This window comes from Arthrobacter sp. 10T425, from assembly GCF_056393985.1.
The window spans coordinates 140,837-165,756 of sequence record NZ_JBFTGZ010000004.1 but is presented as its reverse complement, the minus strand read 5'-3'; the positions used below and the strand labels follow the sequence as shown (position 1 = coordinate 165,756).

Genomic DNA, 24,920 nt, shown 5'->3' with positions numbered 1-24,920 from the left:
GCGCCCGCACTGCGTGCGGTGCCGCGGCTACCACGCGGGCACTAAGCTGGACAGCAATGAAACTCGTTGATCAGCTCCCCGCCCCGGCCGCCCGTATCCCCGGCAGGACGGGCCTGGACCCGGACGAGCTCTACACCCGGTTTGTCGAGTGGACCGAGACCCGCGGCCTGGCCCTGTACACCGCCCAGGACGAGGCCATCATGGAGCTGGCCGCCGGCTCAAACGTCATCCTGGCCACCCCGACCGGGTCCGGGAAATCCCTCGTGGCCATTGCCGCGCACTTCCAGGCCATGGCCCGCGGGCAGCGGAGCTACTACACCGCCCCGATCAAGGCCCTCGTCTCGGAAAAGTTCTTTGCCCTCTGTGAGATCTTCGGTGCCGACAATGTCGGCATGATCACCGGCGACTCCGGCGTGAACCAGGACGCCCCGATCATCTGCTGCACTGCCGAGATCCTGGCCAACATCGCCCTGCGTGAAGGTTCTGCGGCGCAGCTCGGCGCCGTGATCATGGACGAGTTCCACTTCTACTCGGACCCGCAGCGCGGCTGGGCGTGGCAGGTGCCGCTGCTTGAACTGCCCCAGGCGCAGTTCCTGCTGATGTCGGCGACGCTCGGCGATGTCAGCCGGTTTGAGGACGGCCTCAGCGACCTGACCGGCCGCACGACGACGACCGTCAGTTCCGCGGAACGCCCCATCCCGCTGCACTACTACTACGAGCAGACCCCGGTCCACGAGACGCTGGAGGAGCTGCTCGCCACCAAGCAGGTCCCGGTCTATGTGGTCCACTTCAGCCAGGTCGAGGCGATCGACCGGGCCCAGAACCTGATGAGCATCAACGTCTGCACCCGCGAGGAAAAAGACAAGATCGCCGAGCTCATTGCCGGGTTCCGCTTCGCCGCAGGCTTCGGCAAGACCCTTAACCGCCTGGTCCGGCACGGGATCGGCGTTCACCACGCCGGCATGCTGCCGAAGTACCGCCGGCTGGTCGAACAGCTTGCCCAGGCTGGTCTGCTGAAGGTCATCTGCGGCACGGATACGCTCGGGGTGGGCATCAACGTGCCCATCCGCACCGTGCTGCTGACGGCACTGAGCAAATACGACGGCGTCCGCACCCGTCTGCTGAACTCCCGTGAGTTCCACCAGATCGCCGGGCGCGCCGGCCGCGCCGGCTATGACACCGCAGGAACCGTGGTGGTCCAGGCCCCGGAGCACGTGACGGAAAACGTGAAGGCGATGGCCAAGGCCACGGCCAAGTTCGGCGACGACCAGAAGAAGCTGCGCCAGGTGGTCAAGAAGAAGCCCCCGGAAGGCTTCGTATCCTGGGGCGAACCGACGTACAAGCGGCTGGTCGAGTCCGTTCCGGATCCGCTGACGTCGAGTTTCACCGTGACGCATGCGATGCTGATGAACCTGATGGAACGCCCCGGCGACCCGTTCCAGGCCGCCCGCCGCCTGCTCACCGAAAACCACGAGACCCGTCCGGCCCAGCTGCGGCTCATGAAGAAGGCCCTGGGAATCTACCGCGAGCTGCTCGCGGCCGGCGTCGTGGAGCGGATCCCGGCCGGGGAGCAGGGTGCTGACGGCCGCACGGTCCGGCTCACGGTCCATCTGCAGGCAAACTTTGCCCTCAACCAGCCGCTGTCCCCGTTCGCGCTGGCGGCGCTGGAGCTGCTGGACCCGGAGTCGCCGTCGTACGCCCTGGACGTGGTGTCGGTGATCGAGGCGACCCTGGAGAAGCCGCGGCAGATCCTATCGGCACAGCAGAAGAAGGCGCGCGGCGAGGCGATCGCGGCGATGAAGGCCGACGGCATCGAGTACGACCAGCGGATGGCAATGCTCGAGGAGGTCACCTACCCGCAGCCGCTCGCCGAGATCCTCGGCGAGGCGTTCGACGTCTACCGCAAGGCCGCGCCCTGGGTCGGCGACTTCGAGCTCGCGCCCAAGTCCGTGGTCCGGGACATGTACGAGCGTGCCATGAACTTCGGCGAGTTCGTCCAGTTCTACGGCCTCGCCCGCTCGGAGGGGATCGTGCTGCGCTACCTCGCCGACGGTTTCAAGGCGCTCCGCCAGACGGTCCCGCAGGATGCCCTCCGTGAGGACCTCGAGGACCTCATCGCCTGGCTGGGCGAACTGGTCCGGCAGGTGGACTCCAGCCTGCTGGACGAATGGGAAGAGCTCACATCCGGCGCGGCGCCCACACCGCATGACGCTCCGCCGCCCCCGCCGCCGTCGCTGACCTCCAACATCCGGGCCTTCCGGGTGATGGTGCGCAACGAGATGTTCCGCCGCGTGGAGCTGTTCGCCGATGAGGCCGCCACCGCCCTGGGCGAGCTCGACGCCGGGTCCGGCTGGGACGCCGAGCGCTGGGAAGATGCCCTCGATGACTACTTTGATGAGCACAACGACATTGGCACCGGACCGGACGCCCGCGGTCCCGGGCTGCTGATCATCACCGAGGAACCCGGGGTGTGGAAGGTGCGGCAGATCTTCGATGACCCCGCCCGCAACCACGACTGGGGCATCTCCGCCGACGTGGACCTGGCGGCCTCGGACGAGTCCGGGACCGCCGTCGTCCGCGTCACGGACGTCAACCGGCTCTAGGCGGGACGGCACGGGGGCTGGCCTGCACGGGGGGCGGCCGCAGGGCCTGGACGGCGCCGGGCCGGCGCCGTCGCCCCAGCCTGGGCCTTCGCGCCGCGGGTAAACTCGGACAATGAGTGTAATCCGGCCTGCCACAGCGCATGACGTCCCTGCCATCCTGCAGATGATCCACGACCTCGCCCTCTACGAGAAGGAACCGGACGCAGTCCGGAACACCCCCGAGATGCTCACCGAGGTCCTTTTCGGCGAGCATCCCAAGGTCTTCGCCACCATGGCGGAGAACTCCGCGGGCGAGGTCCGCGGCTTCGCCCTCTGGTTCCTGAACTACTCCACGTGGGAGGGCGTCCACGGGATCTACCTCGAGGACCTCTACGTCCGGCCGGAGGCCCGCGGCGAGGGCCACGGCAAGGCACTGCTGCAGCACCTGGCAGCGACCGCCGTCGACCGGGGCTATGCGCGCGTCGAATGGAGTGTCCTGGACTGGAACGAGCCCTCCATCAACTTCTACAAGAACCTCGGCGCTTCGCCGATGGAGGAATGGTCCACCTTCCGCCTCACCGGAGCGGCGCTGACGGCCTTCGGCAGCCGCCCGGCAGTTGCCGGCGCCGGCTCCCCTGCCGGCTCCAGCTCCGGTTCCCGCGAGGCGGCCACCCGTGGCTGATCTCCCAATGACGGGGCTCATGGGAGCCTCCCTGCTGGAGACTGCCTCCAGCGCCGGGCGCAAAGTTCCGCACAGCGTCCGGGCACGACACACCTACCGGGGAATGCGGACCGCGGAACATTACTTCCAGGTCCCCCTTGACCACTTCAGCGAGGCGGGGCGCCGCGGCGAAACCATCTCCGTGTTCGCCCGCGAGTACGTGTCCACCGAACACAGCGAGGCAGAGGCCGCCGGGCTGCCCTGGCTGCTTTTCCTGCAGGGCGGTCCCGGCGGGCGTGGAAACCGGTTCCCGTCGCTGGGCGGCTGGAGCAAGGCCGCCGCGAAGGACTTCCGGATCCTCATGCTGGACCAGCGCGGCACCGGCCTGTCCTCGCCCGTCGACCGCAACACGCTGCCGCTGCGCGGCACCGACGCGGAGCAGGCTGACTACCTGACGCACTTCCGCGCCGACTCGATCGTTGCCGACGCCGAGGCGATCAGGGCGGCCCTGAACTCGGCCCCGTGGACCATCTACGGCCAGAGCTACGGCGGTTTCTGCGCGCTCAGCTACCTTTCCTTCGCCCCCGAGGGGCTGCGCGAGGTCCTCGTGACGGGCGGGCTGGCCCCGCTGGGCGGCTCCGCCGACCGAGTGTACCGGGCCACGTTCCAGCGGGTCGCGGCCCGGAACGCCGAATACTTTGACTGGTATCCCGAGGACCGGGCCGCCGTCACCCGGATCGCCCGGCACCTGCGGGAAACGGAGGAGGTGCTGCCCGACGGCGGCCGGCTCACGGTGGAACGGTTCCAGATGGTGGGCTCGTTCCTGGGCGGCAACACCCGGGTGGACGCACTGCACCACCTGCTCGAAGACGCCTTCGTGGCCACACCGGGCGGCGACCGTCTCTCGGACACCTTCCTGGAGCAGGTCCGGGGCCTCGTGTCCCGGGCCGCGAACCCGTTGTACGCGTTGATGCACGAATCCATTTACGCCCAGGACGGTGCCACCAACTGGGCCGCCTGGCGCGTGCTGGAGGAATTCCCCGAGTTCCGCCCCGACGCCGGCGAACCGCTTCTGACCGGGGAAATGGTGTACCCCTGGTATTTCGAGCAGGACCCGGCCCTGCACCCGCTGCAGGACGTGGCCCGGCTCCTGGCCGAAATGGGCGGCTGGGCACCCCTCTACGACCCGGAGCGACTGGCGCTGAACACCGTGCCCGTCGCCGCGGCCGTCTACACCGACGACATCTACGTGGACCGGGAGCTGTCCCTGGAGACGGCGGCCGCGGTCCGGGGCCTGCAGGTCTGGGAAACCGGCGACTTCCACCACGACGGCATCGCGGACGACGGCGAGGCGATCTTCGGGCGCCTGCTGGGGATGGCACGTTCCGCCCGACGGTGACCCGGGCGCGGCCAGGCACGGGCCCGGGCCGATGGCGCCCGGCTTAGCAGGTACTGCTTAAACAGGTACGGCGCCGGACCCGTGAGGGTCCAGCGCCGTACTGCTATGTGCCGCGAGGTGTGTCCTGCACTCTCACCCCGGCGGTTTGGTACTAGTCGACGTCGCTCAGGCTCTTGCGGGAGTCCTCTTCCAGCCGGGCATCCAGCTTCGACTTGGACGCCTTGGAGCTCATGAGGCTGGCGACCACCGCGACGACGATGGTGCCGATGATCACACCGAGCGAGACGTAGGTGGGGATCTCGGGGGCCCATTCGATGTGCTGGCCGCCGTTGATAAAGGGCAGCTCGTTGACGTGCATGGCGTGCAGGACCAGCTTCACACCGATGAACGCCAGGATCACGGACAGGGCGTGCTTGAGGTAGATGAGCCGGTTCATGAGGCCGCCGAGCAGGAAGTACAGCTGGCGCAGCCCCATGAGGGCAAAGATGTTGGCGGTGAAGACGATGAAGGCGCTCTGGGTGAGGCCGAAAATGGCCGGAATGGAGTCGACAGCGAAGAGCAGGTCCGTCATGCCGATGGTCACGAAGACGATCAGCATCGGGGTGAACACCTTCTTGCCGTCAACGACGGTGCGGAGCTTGCCGCCGTCGAACTTCTCGGACATCGGCAGGACCCGGCGGATCCGGGCGATCAGCGGGTTTTCCTTGTCTTCCTCGTCCTCGCCCTCGTCCTGGGCCTGCTTCCAGGCGGTCCAGAGCAGGAAGGCGCCGAAGATGTAGAAGACCCAGCTGAACTGCTCGATCACGATCGCGCCGAGCATGATGAAGATGCCGCGGAGGATCAGGGCGATGATGATGCCCACCATGAGCACTTCCTGCTGATACTTTCTCGGTACCGAGAAGCGCGCCATGATGATGATGAAGACGAACAGGTTGTCGATGCTCAGGCTGTATTCGGTCACCCAGCCGGCGATGAACTGGCCGCCGAATTCCGGGCCGGTGAAGGCGAACATGGCGCCGGCGAAGACCAGGGCCAGGGCCACGTAGAACGCGACCCACAGTCCGGCTTCTTTCATGGAGGGCTCATGCGGGCGTTTGAGGACCATCAGCAGGTCGATGGCCAGAATGACGCCGAGGACGACAAACGAGCCGATCTCGAACCACAGGGGAAGCTCGGGCACGGGGGAAATACCTTTCGTAGGGTACAGCTCAGCGGTGTAAGTCTCTCCGACCGCCGGCGCATGACGCTGCCTGGCTGCCCGCTACGCCCGGCGCGGCATCGTAGCCGTGCGTGTTGACGATCGTAGCGTTTGGGATACTCCCCTACGTTTGACCGAGTTTACCCTAGGCGTGCCCCGCGGATTGCATTTGCCGCAGTTCCTTCTTCAAATCCCCCACCTCGTCGCGCAGCCGGGCGGCCAGTTCGAACTGCAGCTCCCCGGCTGCGGCGTGCATCTGTTCGGTCAGCTGTTCGATCAGCCCGACGAGGTCCTCGGCCGGCGCGGCGGCGAGCCCGTCCGCACGGATGAGCGAGGTGCCCTTGCCCTTGCCGCGGTTCTTCCCGGCCGCGGCCAGCAGCTCGCGGGTGTCCGCGTCTTCCTTGGCCAGCTGGTCGGTGATGTCCGCGATCTTCTTCCGGAGCGGCTGGGGATCGATCCCGTTCTCCGTGTTGTAGGCCACCTGGATGGCGCGGCGGCGGTTGGTCTCGTCGATGGCATGGGCCATCGAATCGGTGATGCGGTCCGCGTACATGTGCACCTGGCCGGAGACGTTTCGGGCGGCACGCCCGATGGTCTGGATCAGGGATGTCGAGGAGCGCAGGAAGCCTTCCTTGTCCGCGTCCAGGATGCTGACCAGCGACACCTCCGGGAGGTCCAGGCCTTCACGGAGCAGGTTGATGCCGACGAGGACGTCGAAGACACCCATCCGCAGTTCGCGCAGGAGTTCCACGCGGCGGAGGGTATCGACGTCGGAGTGCAGGTATTCCACCTTCACGCCATGGCCCAGCAGGTAGTCCGTCAGGTCCTCGGCCATCCGCTTGGTCAGGGTGGTGACCAGGACCCGCTCGTTCTTCGCGGTCCGGGTCCGGATTTCGCCCAGCAGGTCATCGATCTGCCCCTTCGTGGGCTTGACGACGACCTCGGGGTCGATCAGGCCGGTGGGGCGGATGATCTGCTGGACGAAGCCGTCGGACTTGCCGAGCTCGTACTTGCCCGGCGTCGCGGACAGGTAGACCGTCTGGCCCACGCGGTCCTGGAACTCGTCCCATTTGAGCGGGCGGTTGTCCATCGCCGAGGGCAGCCGGAAGCCGTGGTCCACAAGGTTCCGTTTGCGGGACATGTCGCCCTCGTACATGGCGCCGATCTGCGGCACGGTGACGTGGGACTCATCGATCACCAGGAGGAAGTCATCCGGGAAGTAGTCGATCAGGCAGTGCGGCGCGGTTCCGCGGGCCCGGCCGTCGATGTGCGAGGAATAGTTCTCGATGCCGTTGCAGAACCCCATCTGCTGCATCATTTCCAGGTCATAAGTGGTGCGCATCCGGAGCCGTTGGGCCTCGACCAGCTTGTTCTGGCTTTCCAGCACGGCGAGGCGCTCGGCCAGTTCGTCTTCGATCCGCTTGATCGCCCGGCCCATCCGTTCCGGACCGGCGACGTAGTGCGAGGCGGGGAAGACGTACATTTCGTTCTCGTCCCGGAGCACTTCGCCGGTCAGCGGGTGCAGGGTCTGGATATTTTCGATCTCGTCACCGAAAAACTCGATCCGGATCGCCAGTTCCTCGTACATCGGGATGATTTCCACGGTGTCCCCGCGGACCCGGAACGTGCCGCGGTGGAAGTCCATGTCGTTGCGGGTGTACTGCATGGAGACGAACTTCCGGAGCAGGTCGTCACGGTTCATCTCCGCCCCCTTGCGGAGGGTCACCATCCCGGCGATGTATTCTTCCGGGGTGCCGAGGCCGTAGATGCAGGAGACGGTGGCAACCACGATCACGTCGCGGCGGGTCAGCAGCGCGTTGGTGGCGGAGTGGCGGAGCCGTTCGACTTCCTCGTTGACGGAGGAGTCCTTCTCGATGAAGGTGTCCGTCTGGGCGACGTAGGCCTCCGGCTGGTAGTAGTCGTAGTAGGACACGAAGTATTCCACCGCGTTGTTCGGCAGCAGTTCGCGGAATTCGTTGGCCAGCTGCGCGGCGAGGGTTTTGTTCTGCACCATCACCAGGGTGGGCCGCTGGACCTGCTCGATCAGCCAGGCCGTGGTCGCGCTCTTACCGGTACCGGTGGCGCCAAGCAGCACGACGTCTTTTTCGCCGTTCTTGATGCGCTCGGTCAGCTCTGCGATGGCGGCCGGCTGGTCACCCGCCGGCTGGAACTCACTGATGACCTCGAAGGGCGCCACGACGCGGTTGATTTCCTGGGCAAGACTCATGTACCTAATCTACCGCCGGGCTGTGACAGGATGCCCTGATTCAGCTTTGGGCGGTACCGGGGCCGGCGGCAGGTGCCGTTGCGGTGGCGCCACCGACGGTGCCGGCACCGGCGTCGTCTGCTCCGGCGTCGTCCGCGTACGACGGCGGTTGCCATCCCGTGCGCTGCACCCACGCTTCCATCCGGGGCCAGGCATACTCGGTGAACCAGCCCTCCTTGTCGGCCGCGTAGCCGGCGGTGGACTTGTCGACGCCGTGCAGCCCGGCGACCCGTTGCTTTTCGGCCACATAGTCCGCCCGGGCCTCGGGATCGGCGCGCAGCCAGTCGCGGAAGCAGAGCGCGTACCGCCAGCCCGGCGAGCCGGCCGCGCGGAGGTGGAGATTCACCGGCCGGCCGGGGTCGGCGTTGCCGTGCAGCCGCTTGCCCCAGTCGGCAGGGTCCGGGTGCGAGGGTTTCGGGTTGTCGGCGATGATGCCGGGCCAGCGCGGGAATCCTGCGTCGGCCAGCAGCGGCGCGATCCGGTCCGCGGCGTCGAGGTCCCGGACGCTGAGCTGGAGGTCGATCACATCTTTGGCGTCGAGGCCAGGGACGGCCGTGGACCCGAGGTGGTCGACGGCCAGGACATCCTGCGGGACCGCTGCCCGCAGCTGGGCGATCAGCCGGGCGGCCTGCGCGGCCCAGGCCGGATCGGCCGGGGCGAGTACCGGCCCCGCCGTCCGCGGGGCGATCCTTTGCTCCTTGAGGTTCAGTGCGAACGGCCTCAGCCGCTCCTCCCACAGCGCGTCGACCGCGTGCCGGAGGTCCTCCGGGGTGCCGGAGTTGTCCAGCACGACGTCCGCTGCGGCCAGCCGGTCCGCGCGGCCCGCCTGGGCTGCCATCCGGGCGCGCGCCTCGTCGGCGGTCATGTTGCGGTGTTCGGCCATGCGACGGACCCGGACGTCGTCGGGGGCATCCACCACGACCACCAGATGGAAGTTCTTCCCTTGCCCGGTTTCGACCAGGAGCGGGATGTCCTGGACCACGACGGCGCCGGCCGGGGCGGCGGCGACCATCGCCGCGGCGCGCTCCCGCACCAAGGGGTGGACGATGCCGTTCAGCGCGGCCAGGCGCTCCGGATCACCGAAGACCAGGGCACCGAGCCGGGCCCGGTCCAGCCGGCCTTCCGGGCTCAGGACGGCGGCACCGAAGGCTTCCACCACACTGGCCAGTCCGGGCGTACCAGGTTCCACGACCTCCCGGGCCAGCGCGTCGGCGTCGACAAGCACTGCTCCAAGGTCGCGCAGGCGCGCGGCAACCGTGGACTTCCCCGAGGCGATTCCGCCGGTCAACCCGATCTTCAACACCTCACCAGACTAAACTGAACCGGTGGCAGATGCGGCGGAATCCCCCGAGAGCAGGACGGCCGTCTACACCACCCTCGCAGCGGGGCCCGGGTTTCGGCACGAAATCGAGGTCAAGCGGTCCCGTTTCATCACCGTGCTGGCCCGCACGGCGGACGAGGACGCCGCCCGGGCCGTCCTGGGCGGGTTGCGCCGGGAATTCCATGACGCCCGGCATCACTGCTTCGCCTTCGTGCTCGGCCCCGACCGGGACATCCAGCGTTCCAACGACGACGGCGAGCCGTCCGGCACCGCGGGCATCCCCATGCTCGAGGCGCTGCTGAAGCGGGAGACCGCACCCGGCGTCGCCGATCTCAGCGACGTCGCCGTCGTCGTCGTGCGCTATTTCGGCGGCATTCTCCTGGGTGCCGGCGGCCTGGTGCGGGCCTATTCCGAATCGGTGTCCGGAGCGCTGGAGCTGGCTCCCCTCGTGCGGCGCCGCCGGCTGCGCATTTGCTCGGTACCCGTACAGCACGCCGTCGCCGGCCGGCTCGAAAACGATCTGCGCGCCGCGGGGTATGTCATGGCCGAAACCCGTTACGAGGCGCAGACTACTGTCCTGAGGCTCGCGCTGCCGGATGATGCGGAAGAACTTGCCCGGGCCGCGGACCGCGTGGCCGCCATGTCGGCCGGCAGCGCGTCGCTGCTGCCCGGAGAAACGGAGTGGATCGATGTGCCCATCAGCTGAGCCCGTGCCCGCGGTCGCGCTGCTTGACGTCAGCGAGGACGTTCTCGAACAGCTCCTGGAACTTGGGCTCCGGGACGCCGACGCCGACGAGGTCACCCCGCCGCTGGGCACGACCGCCGGCTGGAACACCGACCGGATCAGCTGGTTCCGCGAATTCCACCGCGCCGCCGCAGCCGGCCTGGACGGTCCCGCGGGGCAGAAGACGTGGGCCATCAGCTGCGACGGGCAGATGGCAGGGTCCGTGCGGCTCAGGCGGATGGACACGGAGCCGGCAGCAGCGGATGAGGGCTGGGCCGGTGGTGGCGGCTGGGCTGTTGGTGCCGCCGGGGCTGGGCCAGGTGGTGACGCCGGGGCTGTTGGTGCCGCCGGGGCCGTTGCAGGGGGTGGCGGCTGGGCGCTGGAGACCGGAATCTGGCTCGCCCGGAGCTTCCGCGGCCAGGGTGTGGGCCGCGAGGCGCTGCGCCTCGTAAGGGCTCGCGCCGCGTCGACCGGGGCAGCCGTCCTGGTAGCCGAGACGACGGCCGGCAATGTGGGAGCCCTCGCGTTGCTGAAGTACGCGGGCGCCGAACTGGTGACCGGTGCCGCCTCGCAGACGCACACGGTGCCGGTCATAGCGAAGATCCCGCTGCGCTGAAGGCATGGCACCCTGGGCCGGGCCCGGGCTCCCTTCCGCCATTGGACATGCCCCCGTCGTCAGCGCCTGGCTGCCGTCAAGGAGCCTACATTCCATGGCGCGGCCCCTTGCTTGTCCTGACGAGCAGGAAACGCGTGCAACGGCAGCCCGGTGCCTAGTGCCAGGAATGCGCATGTCCGGCACCAACGCATGGCGCCGGCCTCCCCGCACTGGACATGTCCCGCGCCCAAGGCCAGGACTGGGCACAATCCTCAAATGTCCACGGCCCGGCTCGAAAAATGGGCATGTCCCCGGAGGGGGCTTCAAAAATGGGCATGTCCGGTGGTCCGGGCGCCCGCGGGGCATGTCCGGCGCCAGGGCATGGCGCCGGCCTCCCCGCACTGGACATGTCCCGCGCCCAAGGCCAGGACTGGACACAATCCACAAATGTCCACGGCCCGGCTCGAAAAATGGGCATGTCCCCGGAGGGGGCTTCAAAAATGGGCATGTCCGGTGGTCCGGGCAACCGCGGGGCATGTCCGGCGCCACGGCATGGCGCGGGCCTCCCGGCACTGGATATGTCCCGCGCCCAGGGCCAGGACTGGGCCCAATCCACAAATGTCCACGGGCCGGCTCGAAAAATGGGCATGTCCCCGGAGGGAGGGCTTCAAAAGGGGGCATGTCCGGTGGTCCGGGCAACCGCGGCTCATGTCCGGCGCCAGGGCATGGCGCGGGCCTCCCGGCACTGGATATGTCCCGCGCCCAGGGCCAGGACTGGGCCCAATCCACAAATGTCCACGGCCCGGATCGAAAAATGGGCATGTCCCCCGGGGCACACAAAAAGGTGGCCGCCCCCGAGGGGACGGCCACCTTCAAGCTACAAACTGCCTGGCCTCAGGGAGCTGACTCCTTGAGGATCACGGGCAATTAGTTGCCGGTCAGCTTCTCGCGCAGAGCGGCAAGAGCCTCGTCCGAAGCAAGCGTGCCTGCACCGGTCTCGGCTGCAGCCGGCTCGGAGGAGTAGCTGGTGGTGCCGGAATCGCTCTCACCGGACGTTGCAGCTGCAGCGTCGTCGGCAGCGTGCTGGGCAACCTGCTTCTTGTGTGCTTCCCAGCGGGTCTGGGCGTCAGCGTACTGCTGCTCCCAGGCTGCGCGCTGGTTCTCGTAGCCTTCAAGCCACTCGTTGGACTCCGGGTCGAAGCCCTCCGGGTACTTGTAGTTGCCCTCTTCGTCGTACTCTGCGGCCATGCCGTAGAGAGCCGGATCGAATTCGGTGCTGTCGGCGTCGACGCCCTCGTTGGCCTGCTTGAGGGAGAGCGAGATGCGGCGGCGCTCGAGGTCGATGTCGATGACCTTGACGAACAGCTCGTCACCAACGGAGACAACCTGCTCGGCCAGCTCAACGTGGCGCACGGCGAGCTCGGAGATGTGGACCAGGCCTTCGATGCCGTCTTCAACGCGAACGAACGCGCCGAACGGAACGAGCTTGGTGACCTTACCCGGAACAACCTGGCCGAGGGCGTGGGTGCGGGCGAAGGTCTGCCACGGATCTTCCTGCGTAGCCTTGAGCGACAGGGAGACGCGCTCGCGGTCCAGGTCGACCTCGAGAACCTCGACGGTGACTTCCTGGCCAACTTCGACAACCTCGGACGGGTGGTCGATGTGCTTCCAGGACAGCTCGGAAACGTGAACCAGGCCGTCTACGCCGCCCAGGTCCACGAAGGCACCGAAGTTGACGATGGAGGAAACGACGCCGGGACGGACCTGGCCCTTTTCCAGCTTGTTGAGGAACGTGGAGCGGACCTCGGACTGGGTCTGCTCGAGCCATGCACGGCGGGACAGCACAACGTTGTTGCGGTTCTTGTCCAGCTCGATGATCTTGGCTTCGATCTGCTGACCGATGTACGGAGCGAGGTCGCGCACACGGCGCATCTCGACGAGGGATGCGGGCAGGAAGCCGCGCAGACCGATGTCGAGGATAAGACCACCCTTGACAACCTCGATGACGGTACCGGTGACAACACCGTCTTCTTCCTTGACCTTCTCGATGTCGCCCCAGGCACGCTCGTACTGAGCACGCTTCTTGGAGAGGATCAGGCGGCCTTCTTTGTCTTCCTTGGTGAGCACCAGGGCTTCGACCTGATCGCCAACGGAGACGACGTCTCCGGGGTCAACGTCGTGCTTGATGGAAAGCTCGCGGGAGGGAATGACACCTTCGGTCTTGTAACCGATGTCGAGCAGGACTTCGTCGCGGTCGACCTTGACGACGGTACCTTCGACGAGGTCTCCGTCGTTGAAGTACTTGATGGTGGCGTCGACAGCTGCGAGGAAGTCCTCAGCGGTACCGATGTCGTTAATGGCGACTACGGGGGTACCGGGCTTCTCGGTGGAGGTGATGGTCATGTAGTAGGGGCTCCGTTGTGGATAGTGAGTCGGTCAGGCAAACCGCTTCGCCGGCATTATGGCATGCAGGCCAAGAGCACGGCGTCACAGCAAGCGTTCCGCCGGGTCATCCTGATTTTGTGGATTGTAGATGCGCGCACGTAGTACGCGCCTGTTTAGTCTAGTCGTTTACGCGAACGCCGGTCAAAGCGCACGGGGCCGTCCGTGTCGCCTTAGGCGCCGAAATCGGACCGGAGGCCTAGAAGTGCGTGAGGCAGTGCGGTGAACGTTCGACGGCGAACATGAGGCGCGCCGTCAGCGCCCCCCCGGCGGTGTGCTCGGTGATCCGGCCGGCAGCTTTCAGCGTCACGGGACAAACGGCGCCCAGATAGATGGAGCCGAGGTCCGCAACATCAAGGGACAGGTCCGGCTCAGCCTCCGGAGCCGGCCGCACCGTGGCCTCTCCCCCGCTGACCGTGAGCGCGAAGGTGCCGGCCGCGAAGCCGAGACTGTCCCTGACCGCGAGAACGACCGTCCCGTCGGCCGAGTAGCGCCGGGCCCCCAGCACCCGGGCCGGGTCCAGGACGCGCAGCCACAGCATGTCGCGGTGGTCCGATGCCTCGACGCATCGCGGGTCCTCAAGCGCCCAGGTCAGGGGATCGTCCACCGGTGCATCCTGCCAGCTGATCCGGTCCACGAGGTCGATGCTGCCCAGGAACTGCCAGAGTTCCAGGTACGCGGCGTCATTCGCGGCCACGAGGTCCACGATCTCCATGGTGTACGGCTTGGCGTCCCACCCGGCGAATTTATAGGACACGTAGCCGTCCACGGTTCCGGCGGCGTCGTAGTGCAGGGCGCAGCGGATTGCCTCGTCCTCGCTGCCGTCCCGGCCGAGTATGCCCGAAGACCGCAGCCGGTACGCTTCCTGCCGCGAGATCGATCCGGGCATGGACGCGTGGACCCGACCAAAAACCTCGGGGGCCAGTTCCAGCAGGACCTTGCGGTCCGCAATCTCCACGGTGCCGGCGGGCGCATGGCGCAGCCGGAAGCGCGGCCCGGTGTCGACCTTGATGCTGCGCTCGAAGGTGGCCACACCGTAACCGAACCGCCCGTAGATCGAGGCCTCCGAGGCGGTCAGTGCCGCCAGCGCGACGCCGTCCGCCTTCGCCGCGGCAAGGTCCTCGGTCATCATCCGCCGCAGCAGTCCCTGCCGGCGGTGGGTCCCGCGCACCGTGACGGCCGTGACCAGCTGGGCTTCGAGCTGACGGCCGTAGCCGATGTTCAGGTCCTTGCGCAGGGTGGCGAAGGTCGCCACCGGGACGTCGGCAGCCAGCGAGTGGGCCGCAACGCCGTCGGCCTGGTAAACGCCGGTCATTTCACGGTTGTCCACGAGATACATGGCCATGATCTTGTCCGCGAAGTCGTCTTTGCGCGGCTCGTCGTAGAAGCCGATCCCGACCCCGCGCAGCCACGCCGTGCCTTGCGCGTATTCCGCCTCGTCCTTCGCGACCGCGCGGAACCGCCTGAGCTCGTACTTATCTGCCACGTACTTCTCCCCCTGAGAATCTCGGGTCCCGGCATAGCCGGAACGAATACTGCCGGACCGAATACTTGCCGGACCGAAACCTTGCCGATACCTGTCCAGCTTTAGTGCCCCGCCTCGTACCAGCTGGAGCCGATGCCGATCTGGACGTCCAGCGGAACGCTGAGGTCCGCGGCCGAGCCCATTTGCTCGGTCACCAGCTGCTCCACGGCCTCGCGCTCACCCGCGGCGACTTCGAGGACAAGTTCATCATGGACCTGCAGGAGCATGCGCGATTTCAGGCCCCGTGCCGCCAGTTCCGCGTGCACACCCAGCATGGCGCGCTTGATGATGTCAGCCGCCGATCCCTGGATGGGCGAGTTCAGCGCGATGCGCTCCGCATTCTCACGCAGCTGGCGGTCGGTGCTGGTCAGGTCCGGGAGGTAGCGCCGGCGCCCCTCGATGGTGGCGGTGTAGCCGTCGATCCGGGCCTGGTCCACCACGCCGCGGAGGTAGTCGCGGACGGCGCCGAACCGGTCGAAGTAGTCCTTCATGAGGGTCCGCGCCTCGTCAACGGAGATCTCCAGCTGCTTGGACAGACCGAACGAGGTCAGCCCGTACGCGAGGCCATAGGACATCGCCTTGACCTTGGACCGCATGGCGCTGGTCACCTGGTCGGTGGGCACATGGAAAATGTTAGAGCCCACGAACCGGTGGAGGTCTTCGCCGTCCTTGTAAGCCTGGATCAGGCCGGCGTCGCCCGAGAGGTGCGCCATGATGCGCATTTCGATCTGCGAGTAGTCCGCGGAGAGCAGGCACTCGTAGCCCTCGCTGACCACAAAGATGCCGCGGACGCGCCGGCCTTCCTCGCTGCGGATGGGGATGTTCTGCAGGTTGGGGTTGTTGGAGGAGATCCGGCCCGTGGCTGCGACGTTCTGCGCGTACGTGGTGTGGATCCGGCCGTCTTCCGTGACGGACTTCTTCAGCGACTCCAGCATCTGGCGCAGCTTCGACGACTCCCGGTGCGCCATGAGCTGGACCAGGAATTCGTGCCCGGTCTTTTCCAGCAGGTTTTTGAGTGACGCGGCGTCGGTGGTGTAGCCGGACTTGATTTTCTTGGTCTTCGGCAACTGCAGTTCGTCGAACAGCACGGTCTGGAGCTGCTTCGGCGAACCAAGGTTGACCTCGTGGCCGATCGCGGCGAACGCCAGCTCCTGGGCGTTGTCGATCACCTTGGCGAGATCCGACAGCTGCTCGTCCATGCGGGGCATGTCGATGGCGATTCCCGCCAGTTCCATATCGGCCAGCACCCGGCTGACCGGCAGTTCCAGCGTGGTGAGCAGGTCCTGCGCTTTGCGTTCCGTCAGTTCTGATTCGAAGAAGCGGCTCAGGGCCTGCACGACGGCGGCGACGTGGACCAGCGCGCCCGCAGCGGCGGCGTCGTCGCCGTCGAACGCCAGCTCAAGCTGGCCTTCCTTGGCGGCCTCCGTGGAAACCGCGATGTTGAGGTGATGCTGTGCCAGCTCCGCAAGCTCGTAGCTGCGGCGGTCCGGCTGGATGAGGTAGCCGGAGATCGAGGTGTCATCCACCACGCCCTCCAGTTCCAGGCCGCGCGCGGTCAGGGCCTTCAGGGCAGCCTTGAACCCGTGCACGACCTTCGGTGCGTGGGCGTCGCGCAGCCATGCGGCCAGAACATTTTCGGCGGCGGCGTCCTGGCTGGCCAGGTCGATATAGACGGCAGCGTCGTCGCGGACGATCGCCACCGCTGCGGCGTCCTCGCCGATCCGGCCGGGCACAACGTCGACCGCCACAGCGGAGCGCTTGCCGGCACCGGCCTCGAGGAACGCGCCAAGTTCGGCTGCGTCCGCCGGGATCACGAAGTCCGGGATGTCGAGGCTTTCCCGCTCGGCTTCGGTGACTTCACTGCCGTAGAGGGCGAAGAGCCGGGTCCGGATGGTCTTGAATTCCAGGGCGTCGAACAGCTCCTCGAGGGCTGCCTGGTCAGGCCGCGGGTCCGCGAGCTCGTCCAGCGTCACTGGCAAATCCAGGTCGGTGTGCAGCCTGTTGAGGCGCCGGTTGCGCTTGACGTCGTCAACGTATTCGCGCAGGGAGTCCCCCACCTTCCCGCCGATCGCGTCGAGGTTCTCCAGGACCCCCTCCAGTCCGCCGTAAAGGTTGATCCATTTCGCTGCCGTCTTGGGGCCGACGCCGGGAACACCGGGGAGGTTGTCCGCGGATTCCCCCACCAGGGCGGCGAGGTCCGAGTACTGGGCCGGGCTGACGAAGTACTTCTCCTGGATGGCGTCCGCGTCCATGCGGGGAATATCGCTGACACCCTTCTTGGGGTACAGGACGAAAACGTTGTCGGTGATGAGCTGGAAGGCATCGCGGTCGCCTGAGACCAGCAGCACTTCGTAACCGGCCTTTTCCCCCATTGCGGCGAGGGTGGCCAGGATGTCGTCAGCTTCCCAACCGGGCATTTTGATGGTCTTGATGCCCCAGGCGCCCATGACCTTGTCGATGAGGTCGATCTGGCCGCTCATTTCCCGCGGGGTCTCGTTGCGTCCGCCCTTGTACTCGCTGTACTCGGCCTTGCGGTGCGTCGTGTCATCGGAGACGTCGAAGGCGACCGCCACGTGGGTGGGCTTTTGCTCCTTGATCAGGTTGATCAGCATGGACGTGAAGCCGTGGACGGCGTTCGTGTGCTGGCCCGTGGCGGTGGAGAACTTGTCCGCGGGCAGGGCGAAGAACGCCCGGAACGCCATGGAGTGCCCATCGAGCACGAGTAGCCGCGGCTGGTCCGTGATGGGAATCACGGGGGCCTCGGTGGCGGAAACCGACGCCGCGGCCCGGCTGGATTTTCCGGCACGCTTGGCCGCAACCCCTGAATCCGGCTCAGCTGCCAGGAGTTGGTCTGCGGCAGTGTCCGCGGAAAGGGGGGCAGCATTTTGGGAGGCTGCATTCTCGAGGGCAAGGGCCGGTTTGGTAGTTTCACTCACAGGTGCCAGCCTAGTTCCCATGATGGACAATTTCACGCCCGGCCCGTACGCGGCCGAGCTCGCTGCGGCCGGTGTTCCCGAGGACATGCACGATTGGCTGGGCCAGTACGGCGTCGGAGCCCTTGTGGTGAAGATGGGGATCCGCTTCCTCGAGATGAGCCCGGAGCGCACTGTGGCCACCATGCCGGTGGCGGGGAACACCCAGGTGGCAGGCATCCTGCACGGCGGGGCCCACGTGGTCCTGGCCGAAACCCTGGGTTCGTTCGCGGCCGGCATGCATGCCGGACCGGACCGGCAGGCGCTCGGGATCGAGGTCGGGGCGACGCACCACCGGGCGATCTCCGAGGGCACCGTCACCGGCACCTGCACGGCCATTCACCTCGGCCGGACGCTCGCCACCCACGAAATCGTGATGACCGACGAACTCGGCCGGCGGCTCTCCACCGCCCGGATCACGAACCTGATCCGCGATATCGCGCGCTAGGTCCGCGATAACGCGGAGGGCGACCGGCCCGGCGGCGCCGGATCCGGCTAGGGCCGGGCCGGGAAGCGGTAGCGCAGCTCCACGATGCCCCGGCCCAAGGTGCGGGAAGATGTCAACTCGAGCGGCGGCGTCGGGCCCGCCATAGGCAGCAACTGTTTGCCGCCGCCCAGGACCACGGGAATGACCGAGACAATCAGTTCGTCCAGCAGCCCGGCGTCAGCGAACTGCGCTGCGAGCACGCCTCCACCCACAACCCAGACGTTTCGGCCGCCGGCCGCTTCTTTGAGGTCGTCCACGAACTCGCCTACCGCCCCGCGCACGAACGTCACATCCGCGCCCTTCGGGGCGGCGTGCTCGTGACGGGTGAAGACCCAGGAGGGTGTGCCCGGATACGGCCAGGTGTCCGGTTCGTGCTCCCGAAGCCACGCGTACGTCTCGCCGCCCATGACGATGCAGCCGACGTCGGCCATGAACGCGTCATAGCTGTCCTGTCCGCCCTCAAAGCCGTCGAACTGCAGCAGCCAGGCGAGATTGTCGTCGGCAGTGGCGATGAACCCGTCGAGTGAGGACGCCACGAAGTATTGGAAGCTCACCATGGCCCCAGCCTAGCCACTGCGGTGGCCGGTGTCCCATCCCCCGAACGCAACGGCTGCACGGCCGCGGGGACGTCCTATTTGTGGAAGTAAGGAATGATCAGGTAGAGCCCGAAGAGAATGGCGGCGCCGCACAAAGCGAAGCACGTGTAAGCGAGCGGTCGGGTCCAGGCCGCCGGGGAGGTCCGGGTGTCCCCCGCGATGGCCGTGAGCCGGACGCCGAGGGAGTAGAGAACTACCACGGTTACAGCGGACACAAGCGTGGCACTCGCCACGCTGAACAGTTCCAGCCATTTCATCGCTGGGCACCGCCGTTCTTGATCGACTTGGTGGCGGACTTTTTCTTCCGGAACTGCACGGCCTGGCCGACTTCCTCGATCTCGACGGCGTTGTTGCTGCCCACAGGCGACTTCCGTGAGCGCACAAACATGTAGGCCACTGCGGCGGTGCCGGCAGTTGCCGCAATGATCACGCCTACGACCCCGGTCTGCACGAGCAGAGCCGTCAGCGCGCCCATGATTCCGGCGGCCGGCAGCGTGAACAGCCAGCCAATGGCAATCCGGCCGGCGGTTCCCCACCGCACCGTAGTGCCGCGGCGTCCCATGCCGGAGCCCACGACCGAGCCGGAGGCCACCTGCGTGGTGGACAGGGCGAAGCCCAGGTGCGAGGACGCCAGAATGGCTGTGGCGGTGCTGGTCTCGGCGGCAAAGCCCTGGGCGGGCTTCACTTCGGTGAGTCCCGAGCCCATGGTGCGGATGATCCGCCACCCGCCGGAATACGTGCCGATCGCGATGGCGAAGGCACAGGCGGTGATAACCCACCACTCCGGACCGGAGCCGGCAGGCTGGAGGCCGGCGGAGATCAGGACCAGGGTGATGATGCCCATCGTCTTCTGGGCGTCGTTGGTGCCGTGGGCCAACGCCACGAGGCTGGACGTGAAGACTTGACCGGTCCGGAATCCGCCGCGCTTCTGCGTGAGCTTGTCCCCGGTTTCGGGGTCATGGCGGGCGGTCAGGCCGTACGCCAGCCGCGTGCACAAGTAGGCTACGCCGCCCGCGATGATCGGGGCGAACACCGCGGGAAGAATGATCTTTTGGAGAATTGACTCGAAGTTGATCGCGTGGATGCCGATACCGGCAATCGCGGCCCCGATCAGGCCGCCGAAGAGGGCGTGGGAGGAACTGGACGGCAGGCCCTTGAGCCAGGTGATCATGTTCCAGAGGATGGCGCCCATCAGCCCGGCGAAGATGATGTCCGGGGTGATCTGGACCCCGTCCGAGCCTTCCTTGATGATGCCGCCCGAGACGGTCTTGGCGACTTCCGTGGAGAGGAACGCTCCCACGAGGTTCAGCACCGCCGCGAGGGCAACTGCTGTTTTCGGTTTGATGGCGCCGGTCGCGATGGGGGTAGCCATGGCGTTCGCGGTGTCATGAAATCCGTTGGTGAAGTCGAAGAACAGCGCCAGCGATATCACTAGCGCCACCATTACGGTGATTTCCACCTGTTGCCCAATCTGAAGTGTTCACGGTCGGCAGTTCCACATCCCCGTTGCTGCATGGCCACGACGTCCATTCGATGCCTGATCAGATGAATTCGGTGGCGCTAACGCGATTTGAAACCTTATCGATGGTACGTGGGAAAGACGGCTGGGCAAAACATGCTAGAAGTCCCTAAATTCAGTCCTCCTGTGCGGCACGGGCCTTCACGGTGGCGGTGCGATGCCGGTCACAGCGGGCACCGCCCGGCTCCGCCGGCTGCGGCCCAGCTCAGACGGCCCGGCGGACGTCCGGCGCCGGGCCCGCGCCGAGCATCGAAGCGATCCTGTCCTCCAGCGCCGCTAGCGTCGCCTCGGGCAGCACGATGAGCCCGTCGAGTTCCCGGCGGGCGCGGCGGTAGGCCGTCTGCCGCTCGGCGGGAGTTGCGGCCGCGTCCGACGCTATCCGCAGAAGTTTCCGGGCTGTCTCGAGCCGCTGGCGTTCGGGACCGGTGAACTTGCTGTCCCTGATCCGTTTGGCTTCCCGTTCGGCGACGTCGAATGCGAGCTCAAAGCTGGTCACGGCCGCCCGGTACTCCGCAAGCCGCGCGGCGGTCCTGACTTCCGCCGGGGCGGCGGGGCGCAGCCCGTCGGCCTCGCGTTTGGCCCGGAGGAAGGCCACGGTGAGGGGCTCCCGGACATCCGTCATGACCGGGTAGTCGATCAGCTTCCCCACGTCGAGTTCGTAATCCAGCCAGCGTTGGTTGACGGTGTCGTGCGCCTTCATGAGGGCCAGCACGTCGGCCTGGCTGGCCTGCTCTGCCTGCGCCGCCTGGTTCTTGAGCGTATAAAGCTCCACGCGGCGGCGGTGCCGGCGTTCGGCGGCTTTGGACCAGGACCGCGCCCACCCCCCGGCCAGTCCGCTCAGGGGAAAGACGAGCCACCAAAAGTGGGTGATGAAATTGAAGAAGGGGTCCACGGCATCATCCTCCCATCCGTTGGCGGCGCCGGAAAGCCCCCGCCAAAAGGGGGCTCTCCGGCCCGTTCCGGGACCTTGCCGGCACGGGTTGCTTGCCGGGCGGTCAGTCGCCGTGCTTGACCTTATGCACCTTCGTCACGATGGTGGGGCACGGCACGTTCAGGAGTACAGCGTGCGCGGTGGAGCCGAGCACGGTCCGGGAGAACCCGCCACGTCCGCGACTTCCAATCACCAACTCCCTGGCGTCGGCGGCGATATCCACGAGGGCCTTCGCCGGTTCGGTGTTCGTCTCAAGGCGCTGATGGACCACCAGGTCGGGGTATTTGTCGCCGAGCCCGGCGACCGACTCGGCGAGAACAATCCGGTCCTCTTCGACGATGCTCTCGGCGAGACCACTGGTCGGCAGCTGCTTCTCGACCCACCGGGCGGGGCTCTTGAACGCGAGGACCACGGTGAGCTCGTCTCCACCCCGATCAGCTTCGGCGGCCGCGAAGGCGACGGCCTGCAGCGACTCCTCGGAGCCGTCCACGCCGACCACGACGCCCTTGACCCCGGTGGCCGGTTTCGCCGGCACGACGGCTACCGGGCATTCCGAGGCCGAGACAACCTGCAGGGCCCGGTCCGTCATGGGACCGCCGCCCATCCAATGTTTGTCATGGCCGCCAACCACGATCATGGCTGCCTCCTTGGAGACTTCCCGGAGCACCGAGCCGCCGCTGCCATGACGGAGCTGGATGTCGACAGTGACGTCCGGGGCCTGTTCACGGGCGGCCGTCTCAGCGTCCCGAAGCAGGTCCATCCCCGATTCCCGGATGATCTCGTGGTACTGAAAATCCGGTGACATCCAGCGGTCGTCCACCGCGTGGACGACCGTGACCGGGAGCTTGTCCCGGGCGGCCCGGTCAAGGGCCCAGGCCAGGGCGGCGCTGCTGCCTGCGGACCCGTTGATGCCGACGATGATTGCTTTGCTCATGCTGATTCCTGCTTTCCTGGAATGCACACCGGCCTAGAATCCGGTGGGCTCGGTCTCGAACTCCGGTTCGCGGGGCGGGCCTTCATGGTGCACCGGACGCAGCGCTGCGGTGTGTTCCAGCCAGATGAGGGCGTCGTAGCGCTCCCCCATCCGGGTCGGAACATAGTTTCCGGCGTCCCTTTCCGGGTGGTAGACGACGCCGATCGCCCGGTGTCCGAGCCATGTCGAAAGCCACGGCCCGGTCCTGTCGTCGCCGAACACCAGCACTGAGGGCACCCCCAGGGCCTGATGCAGGAAGTCTTCGTGGCTGCCCGGGCGCGCTTCCGGCACCGTCAGGATGCGTTCGGGGCGGCCCCACCCGTCGGAGGCGAGCACGGAGCCGCGGTGGGATGCGAAGCCGACCAGCAGCACGCCTTCGCCCGCGTGGCGTTCGCGCAGCAGCTGCCCGACGTTGACCAGGCCGTCCTGCGCCATGTCGGTGGCCCGGGCATCGCCGATGTGTGTGTTGTGTTCCCAGATCAGTCCCTTCGACGTCGGCCCGAGGTGCCTGCTGACCCGGTCGATGGTGTCGGCCATATGGTGGTCGCGGACGTTCCAGGACTGCCTGTCGCCGCGGACCATGATGCGGTAGTAGTGCTCAGCGTTGGCCGCGACTTCAGCGTTCTGGACGGCGTCGAAGGCGTCCTCCTCCTGCCGGCCGGGGCTGAAGGCCCGGTTCCTGACCTCGGTCAGGAGGGCCACGACGTCGGGCTCGCAGGACTGCGGCACCAGCCGCGTGCTCCAGGCATACTGGTGCGGGTCCTCGTGGTGGGGCAGGAAGCACTGCCAGGCGCGCTCCGCCGCGGGGACGGCGTCGGGAACGTTCGCCTGTAGCCAGCCGATGATTTCGCGCAGCGAATCCCAGAGCGAGTAGACATCCAGCCCGTAGAAGCCGACACGTTTGTCCAGCGGCCTGGCCAGGTTCCAGCTGCGCAGCCAGTCCAGGAACGCCGCGACTTCCTCGTTGGCCCACATCCAGGTTGGCCAGCGTTCGAAGCCGGCCAGCAGCGCGTGGACGCCCTGGTCCTTCCCCTCCTGGCCGCGGACCCATCGGTTGATCCGCCGGCAGTCGGGCCAGTCCCCTTCCACCCCAATCCAGTTGTAGCCTTCCTCCGCGATGAGCCGCCTGCTGAGGGTGTCGCGCCAGGTGTAGAACTCGTGGGTGCCGTGGGAGGCCTCGCCGATGGCGACAAAACGGCAGTCGGCCGCGCGCCGCACGAGGCCGTTGAGGTCCCGATCGGTTTTCAGCGGCCGGGCGAGATCGTGGACCTCCTTCAACACGGTGGTCCGGGTGACGGCCTCGGGGTTCATCGCGGATCCTCGATGTCGATCGTCTCCAGGTATTCGGGCACCCTGGCCCGCCAGCCGAGTTCGCGTTTGATCCTGATACGCAGGGCGTCGGACGCGTCCGGGTCACCGTGCGTGATGTAGGTCATCCGGGGCGCAACTTCTGACGCCCTCATCCACGCGATGATGGCGTCGCCGTCGGCGTGCGCGGACAGGCTTTCCATCTGGATAACCTCGGCCCGCACCTTGACGTCTTCCCCGTAGATGCGCAACTCGCGTTCACCGGCAGCAAGGGTGGCCCCCCGCGTGCCGCTGGCCTGGTAGCCGCTGAGGATGATGGCGTTTTTCGGGTCGGGGCCGTACGCCGCGACGTGGTGCAGGATCCGTCCGCCCGTCAGCATGCCGCTGGCCGAGATGATGATCATGGGGCCGCCGCGCAGGTTCAGCAACTTGGATTCGTCCACGGTGCGGGTGAGTTTGGCCAGTTTGTACATGTCCACGTATTCCTCCCGCTTGAGCCGGTGTTCTTCGGGGTGGCGCTGGTACATTTCGGAGGCGTCGATGGCCATGGGGCTGTTGAGGTAGACCGGGATGCGAGGAATCGCGCCCTTGCGCAGGAGCCGGGACAGGTACAGCATCAGCGTTTCGGCCCGGCCGACGGCGAACGCGGCAAACATGATGACCCCTCCGCGTTTCGCGACGCGGTTGATGATCTCTCCCAGCAGCTTCTCCGGATCCTCAGTGGAGTGTTTCCGGTTGCCGTAGGTTGATTCGGTCACCAGGATGCCGGTTTCGCCGAGCGGGCGGGGCGGATACATGAACGGGTCATCGGCCCGGCCCAGGTCCCCGGTGAAGTGCACCGACTGGGAGCCAACCCGGACGTGCACCTGGGCGGCCCCCAGGATGTGCCCGGCCGGCACGAACGTCAACTCCATGCCACCGCCAAGGTCAAGGGGCACATCAAACCCGACGATTTTGAATCTGTTGAGGGACGCGACGGCGTCCGCAGCCGTGTAGAGGGGCAGGGCGGGATCATGCGCGGATGACCCCCGCTGTGAGGCATACCGGGCCTCCTCCTCCTGCAGGTGGCCGCTGTCCGGCAGGATGAGTTTGCATAGGTCTGTGGTGCCGGCCGTGGCGTACACGGGGCCGCCGAACCCGCCCCTGACCAGAGCAGGGACATATCCGGTGTGGTCCAGGTGCGCGTGGGTCAGCACCACGGCGTCGATGGACCGCGGCGGCACCGGAAAGGGCGCCCGGTTGCGCTCGCGGCTGCGCTTATAGCCCTGGAAGAGTCCGCAGTCCACCAGCACGCGCCCGCCGCCGGCGTCGATCAGGTAGCGTGAACCGGTCACGGTGTCGGTGGCACCAAGGAAGTTCAGGCTCGGCTGCTGCTGCTTCATGGCGCCCCCGTGGACCTTCTTCTTGCGTAAATTGTGCGT

19 protein-coding genes are annotated in these 24,920 nt (G+C 67.0%); 6 read left to right on the top strand and 13 right to left on the bottom strand.

Annotation, left to right across the window (positions count from 1 at the left end):
• Positions 1 to 56 precede the first annotated feature (56 nt).
• From AC1DDH_RS06565 to AC1DDH_RS06555, 3 genes are all read left to right on the top strand, one after another.
• On the top strand, positions 57 to 2,603 hold the full coding sequence (locus tag AC1DDH_RS06565; protein WP_476849611.1) for a DEAD/DEAH box helicase: 2,547 nt from the start codon (positions 57 to 59) through the stop codon (positions 2,601 to 2,603).
• 112 nt (positions 2,604 to 2,715) lie between these two features.
• The gene (locus AC1DDH_RS06560) at positions 2,716 to 3,264 is read left to right on the top strand and encodes an N-acetyltransferase family protein (RefSeq protein ID WP_476931758.1); all 549 of its coding nucleotides are present in this window, start codon (positions 2,716 to 2,718) and stop codon (positions 3,262 to 3,264) included.
• A gap of 19 nt (positions 3,265 to 3,283) precedes the next feature.
• The gene (locus AC1DDH_RS06555) at positions 3,284 to 4,642 is read left to right on the top strand and encodes an alpha/beta fold hydrolase (protein WP_476955162.1); all 1,359 of its coding nucleotides are present in this window, start codon (positions 3,284 to 3,286) and stop codon (positions 4,640 to 4,642) included.
• A 151-nt stretch (positions 4,643 to 4,793) separates the two neighbouring features.
• On the opposite strand, the gene AC1DDH_RS06550 is transcribed toward AC1DDH_RS06555, so the two are convergent.
• The 3 genes from AC1DDH_RS06550 to coaE form a co-directional block, all read right to left on the bottom strand.
• The gene (locus AC1DDH_RS06550) at positions 4,794 to 5,822 is read right to left on the bottom strand and encodes a TerC family protein (RefSeq protein ID WP_028276830.1); all 1,029 of its coding nucleotides are present in this window, start codon (positions 5,820 to 5,822) and stop codon (positions 4,794 to 4,796) included.
• A gap of 163 nt (positions 5,823 to 5,985) precedes the next feature.
• Positions 5,986 to 8,067 (bottom strand): excinuclease ABC subunit UvrB, encoded by a 2,082-nt coding sequence (gene uvrB, locus AC1DDH_RS06545; RefSeq protein WP_476858612.1) that lies wholly within the window; start codon positions 8,065 to 8,067, stop codon positions 5,986 to 5,988.
• Positions 8,068 to 8,107: 40 nt separating this feature from the next.
• Positions 8,108 to 9,409 carry a dephospho-CoA kinase gene (gene coaE, locus AC1DDH_RS06540; RefSeq protein WP_476955087.1) on the bottom strand — a complete coding sequence of 434 codons (1,302 nt, stop codon included), beginning with the start codon at positions 9,407 to 9,409 and terminating at the stop codon, positions 8,108 to 8,110.
• 22 nt (positions 9,410 to 9,431) lie between these two features.
• On the opposite strand from coaE, the gene AC1DDH_RS06535 reads away from it, so the two are divergent.
• The gene (locus AC1DDH_RS06535; RefSeq protein WP_476872141.1) at positions 9,432 to 10,133 is read left to right on the top strand and encodes an IMPACT family protein; all 702 of its coding nucleotides are present in this window, start codon (positions 9,432 to 9,434) and stop codon (positions 10,131 to 10,133) included.
• A complete protein-coding gene (locus AC1DDH_RS06530; protein WP_476955086.1) occupies positions 10,117 to 10,767 on the top strand; it encodes a GNAT family N-acetyltransferase in 651 nt (216 codons plus the stop codon). Before AC1DDH_RS06535 ends, AC1DDH_RS06530 begins: the two co-directional genes overlap by 17 nt.
• Before the next feature lie 906 nt (positions 10,768 to 11,673).
• On the opposite strand, the gene rpsA is transcribed toward AC1DDH_RS06530, so the two are convergent.
• The 3 genes from rpsA to polA form a co-directional block, all read right to left on the bottom strand.
• Positions 11,674 to 13,149, bottom strand: a complete 1,476-nt coding sequence (gene rpsA / locus AC1DDH_RS06525; RefSeq protein ID WP_018773018.1) for a 30S ribosomal protein S1 — start codon at positions 13,147 to 13,149, stop codon at positions 11,674 to 11,676.
• A 238-nt stretch (positions 13,150 to 13,387) separates the two neighbouring features.
• On the bottom strand, positions 13,388 to 14,674 hold the full coding sequence (locus tag AC1DDH_RS06520; protein WP_476955085.1) for a GNAT family N-acetyltransferase: 1,287 nt from the start codon (positions 14,672 to 14,674) through the stop codon (positions 13,388 to 13,390).
• A 101-nt stretch (positions 14,675 to 14,775) separates the two neighbouring features.
• Entirely contained in the window at positions 14,776 to 17,670 is a 2,895-nt protein-coding gene (gene polA / locus AC1DDH_RS06515; protein ID WP_476955084.1) for a DNA polymerase I, read from the bottom strand.
• Between polA and AC1DDH_RS06510 the strand changes: the two genes are divergently transcribed.
• Positions 17,669 to 18,133 (top strand): hotdog fold thioesterase, encoded by a 465-nt coding sequence (locus AC1DDH_RS06510; protein ID WP_476849603.1) that lies wholly within the window; start codon positions 17,669 to 17,671, stop codon positions 18,131 to 18,133. The two genes, polA and AC1DDH_RS06510, sit on opposite strands and share 2 nt — an antisense overlap.
• 47 nt (positions 18,134 to 18,180) lie before the next feature.
• Here the strand turns inward: AC1DDH_RS06510 and AC1DDH_RS06505 are convergent, their stop codons facing one another.
• From AC1DDH_RS06505 to AC1DDH_RS06475, 7 genes are all read right to left on the bottom strand, one after another.
• On the bottom strand, positions 18,181 to 18,729 hold the full coding sequence (locus tag AC1DDH_RS06505; protein WP_476886588.1) for a dihydrofolate reductase family protein: 549 nt from the start codon (positions 18,727 to 18,729) through the stop codon (positions 18,181 to 18,183).
• A gap of 74 nt (positions 18,730 to 18,803) precedes the next feature.
• Positions 18,804 to 19,025 carry a hypothetical protein gene (locus AC1DDH_RS06500; protein WP_028276822.1) on the bottom strand — a complete coding sequence of 74 codons (222 nt, stop codon included), beginning with the start codon at positions 19,023 to 19,025 and terminating at the stop codon, positions 18,804 to 18,806.
• On the bottom strand, positions 19,022 to 20,227 hold the full coding sequence (locus AC1DDH_RS06495; protein WP_230010221.1) for an inorganic phosphate transporter: 1,206 nt from the start codon (positions 20,225 to 20,227) through the stop codon (positions 19,022 to 19,024). Before AC1DDH_RS06495 ends, AC1DDH_RS06500 begins: the two co-directional genes overlap by 4 nt.
• A 265-nt stretch (positions 20,228 to 20,492) precedes the next feature.
• Positions 20,493 to 21,179, bottom strand: a complete 687-nt coding sequence (locus AC1DDH_RS06490) for a hypothetical protein (RefSeq protein ID WP_223917392.1) — start codon at positions 21,177 to 21,179, stop codon at positions 20,493 to 20,495.
• A gap of 103 nt (positions 21,180 to 21,282) precedes the next feature.
• Positions 21,283 to 22,152, bottom strand: coding sequence for a universal stress protein (locus AC1DDH_RS06485; protein ID WP_476872576.1), 870 nt, complete (start codon positions 22,150 to 22,152; stop codon positions 21,283 to 21,285).
• A gap of 33 nt (positions 22,153 to 22,185) precedes the next feature.
• Positions 22,186 to 23,502 (bottom strand): erythromycin esterase family protein, encoded by a 1,317-nt coding sequence (locus AC1DDH_RS06480; RefSeq protein ID WP_476955083.1) that lies wholly within the window; start codon positions 23,500 to 23,502, stop codon positions 22,186 to 22,188.
• Entirely contained in the window at positions 23,499 to 24,881 is a 1,383-nt protein-coding gene (locus AC1DDH_RS06475; RefSeq protein WP_476955082.1) for an MBL fold metallo-hydrolase, read from the bottom strand. The genes AC1DDH_RS06480 and AC1DDH_RS06475 overlap by 4 nt, the downstream gene beginning before the upstream one ends.
• Positions 24,882 to 24,920: the final 39 nt, after the last annotated feature.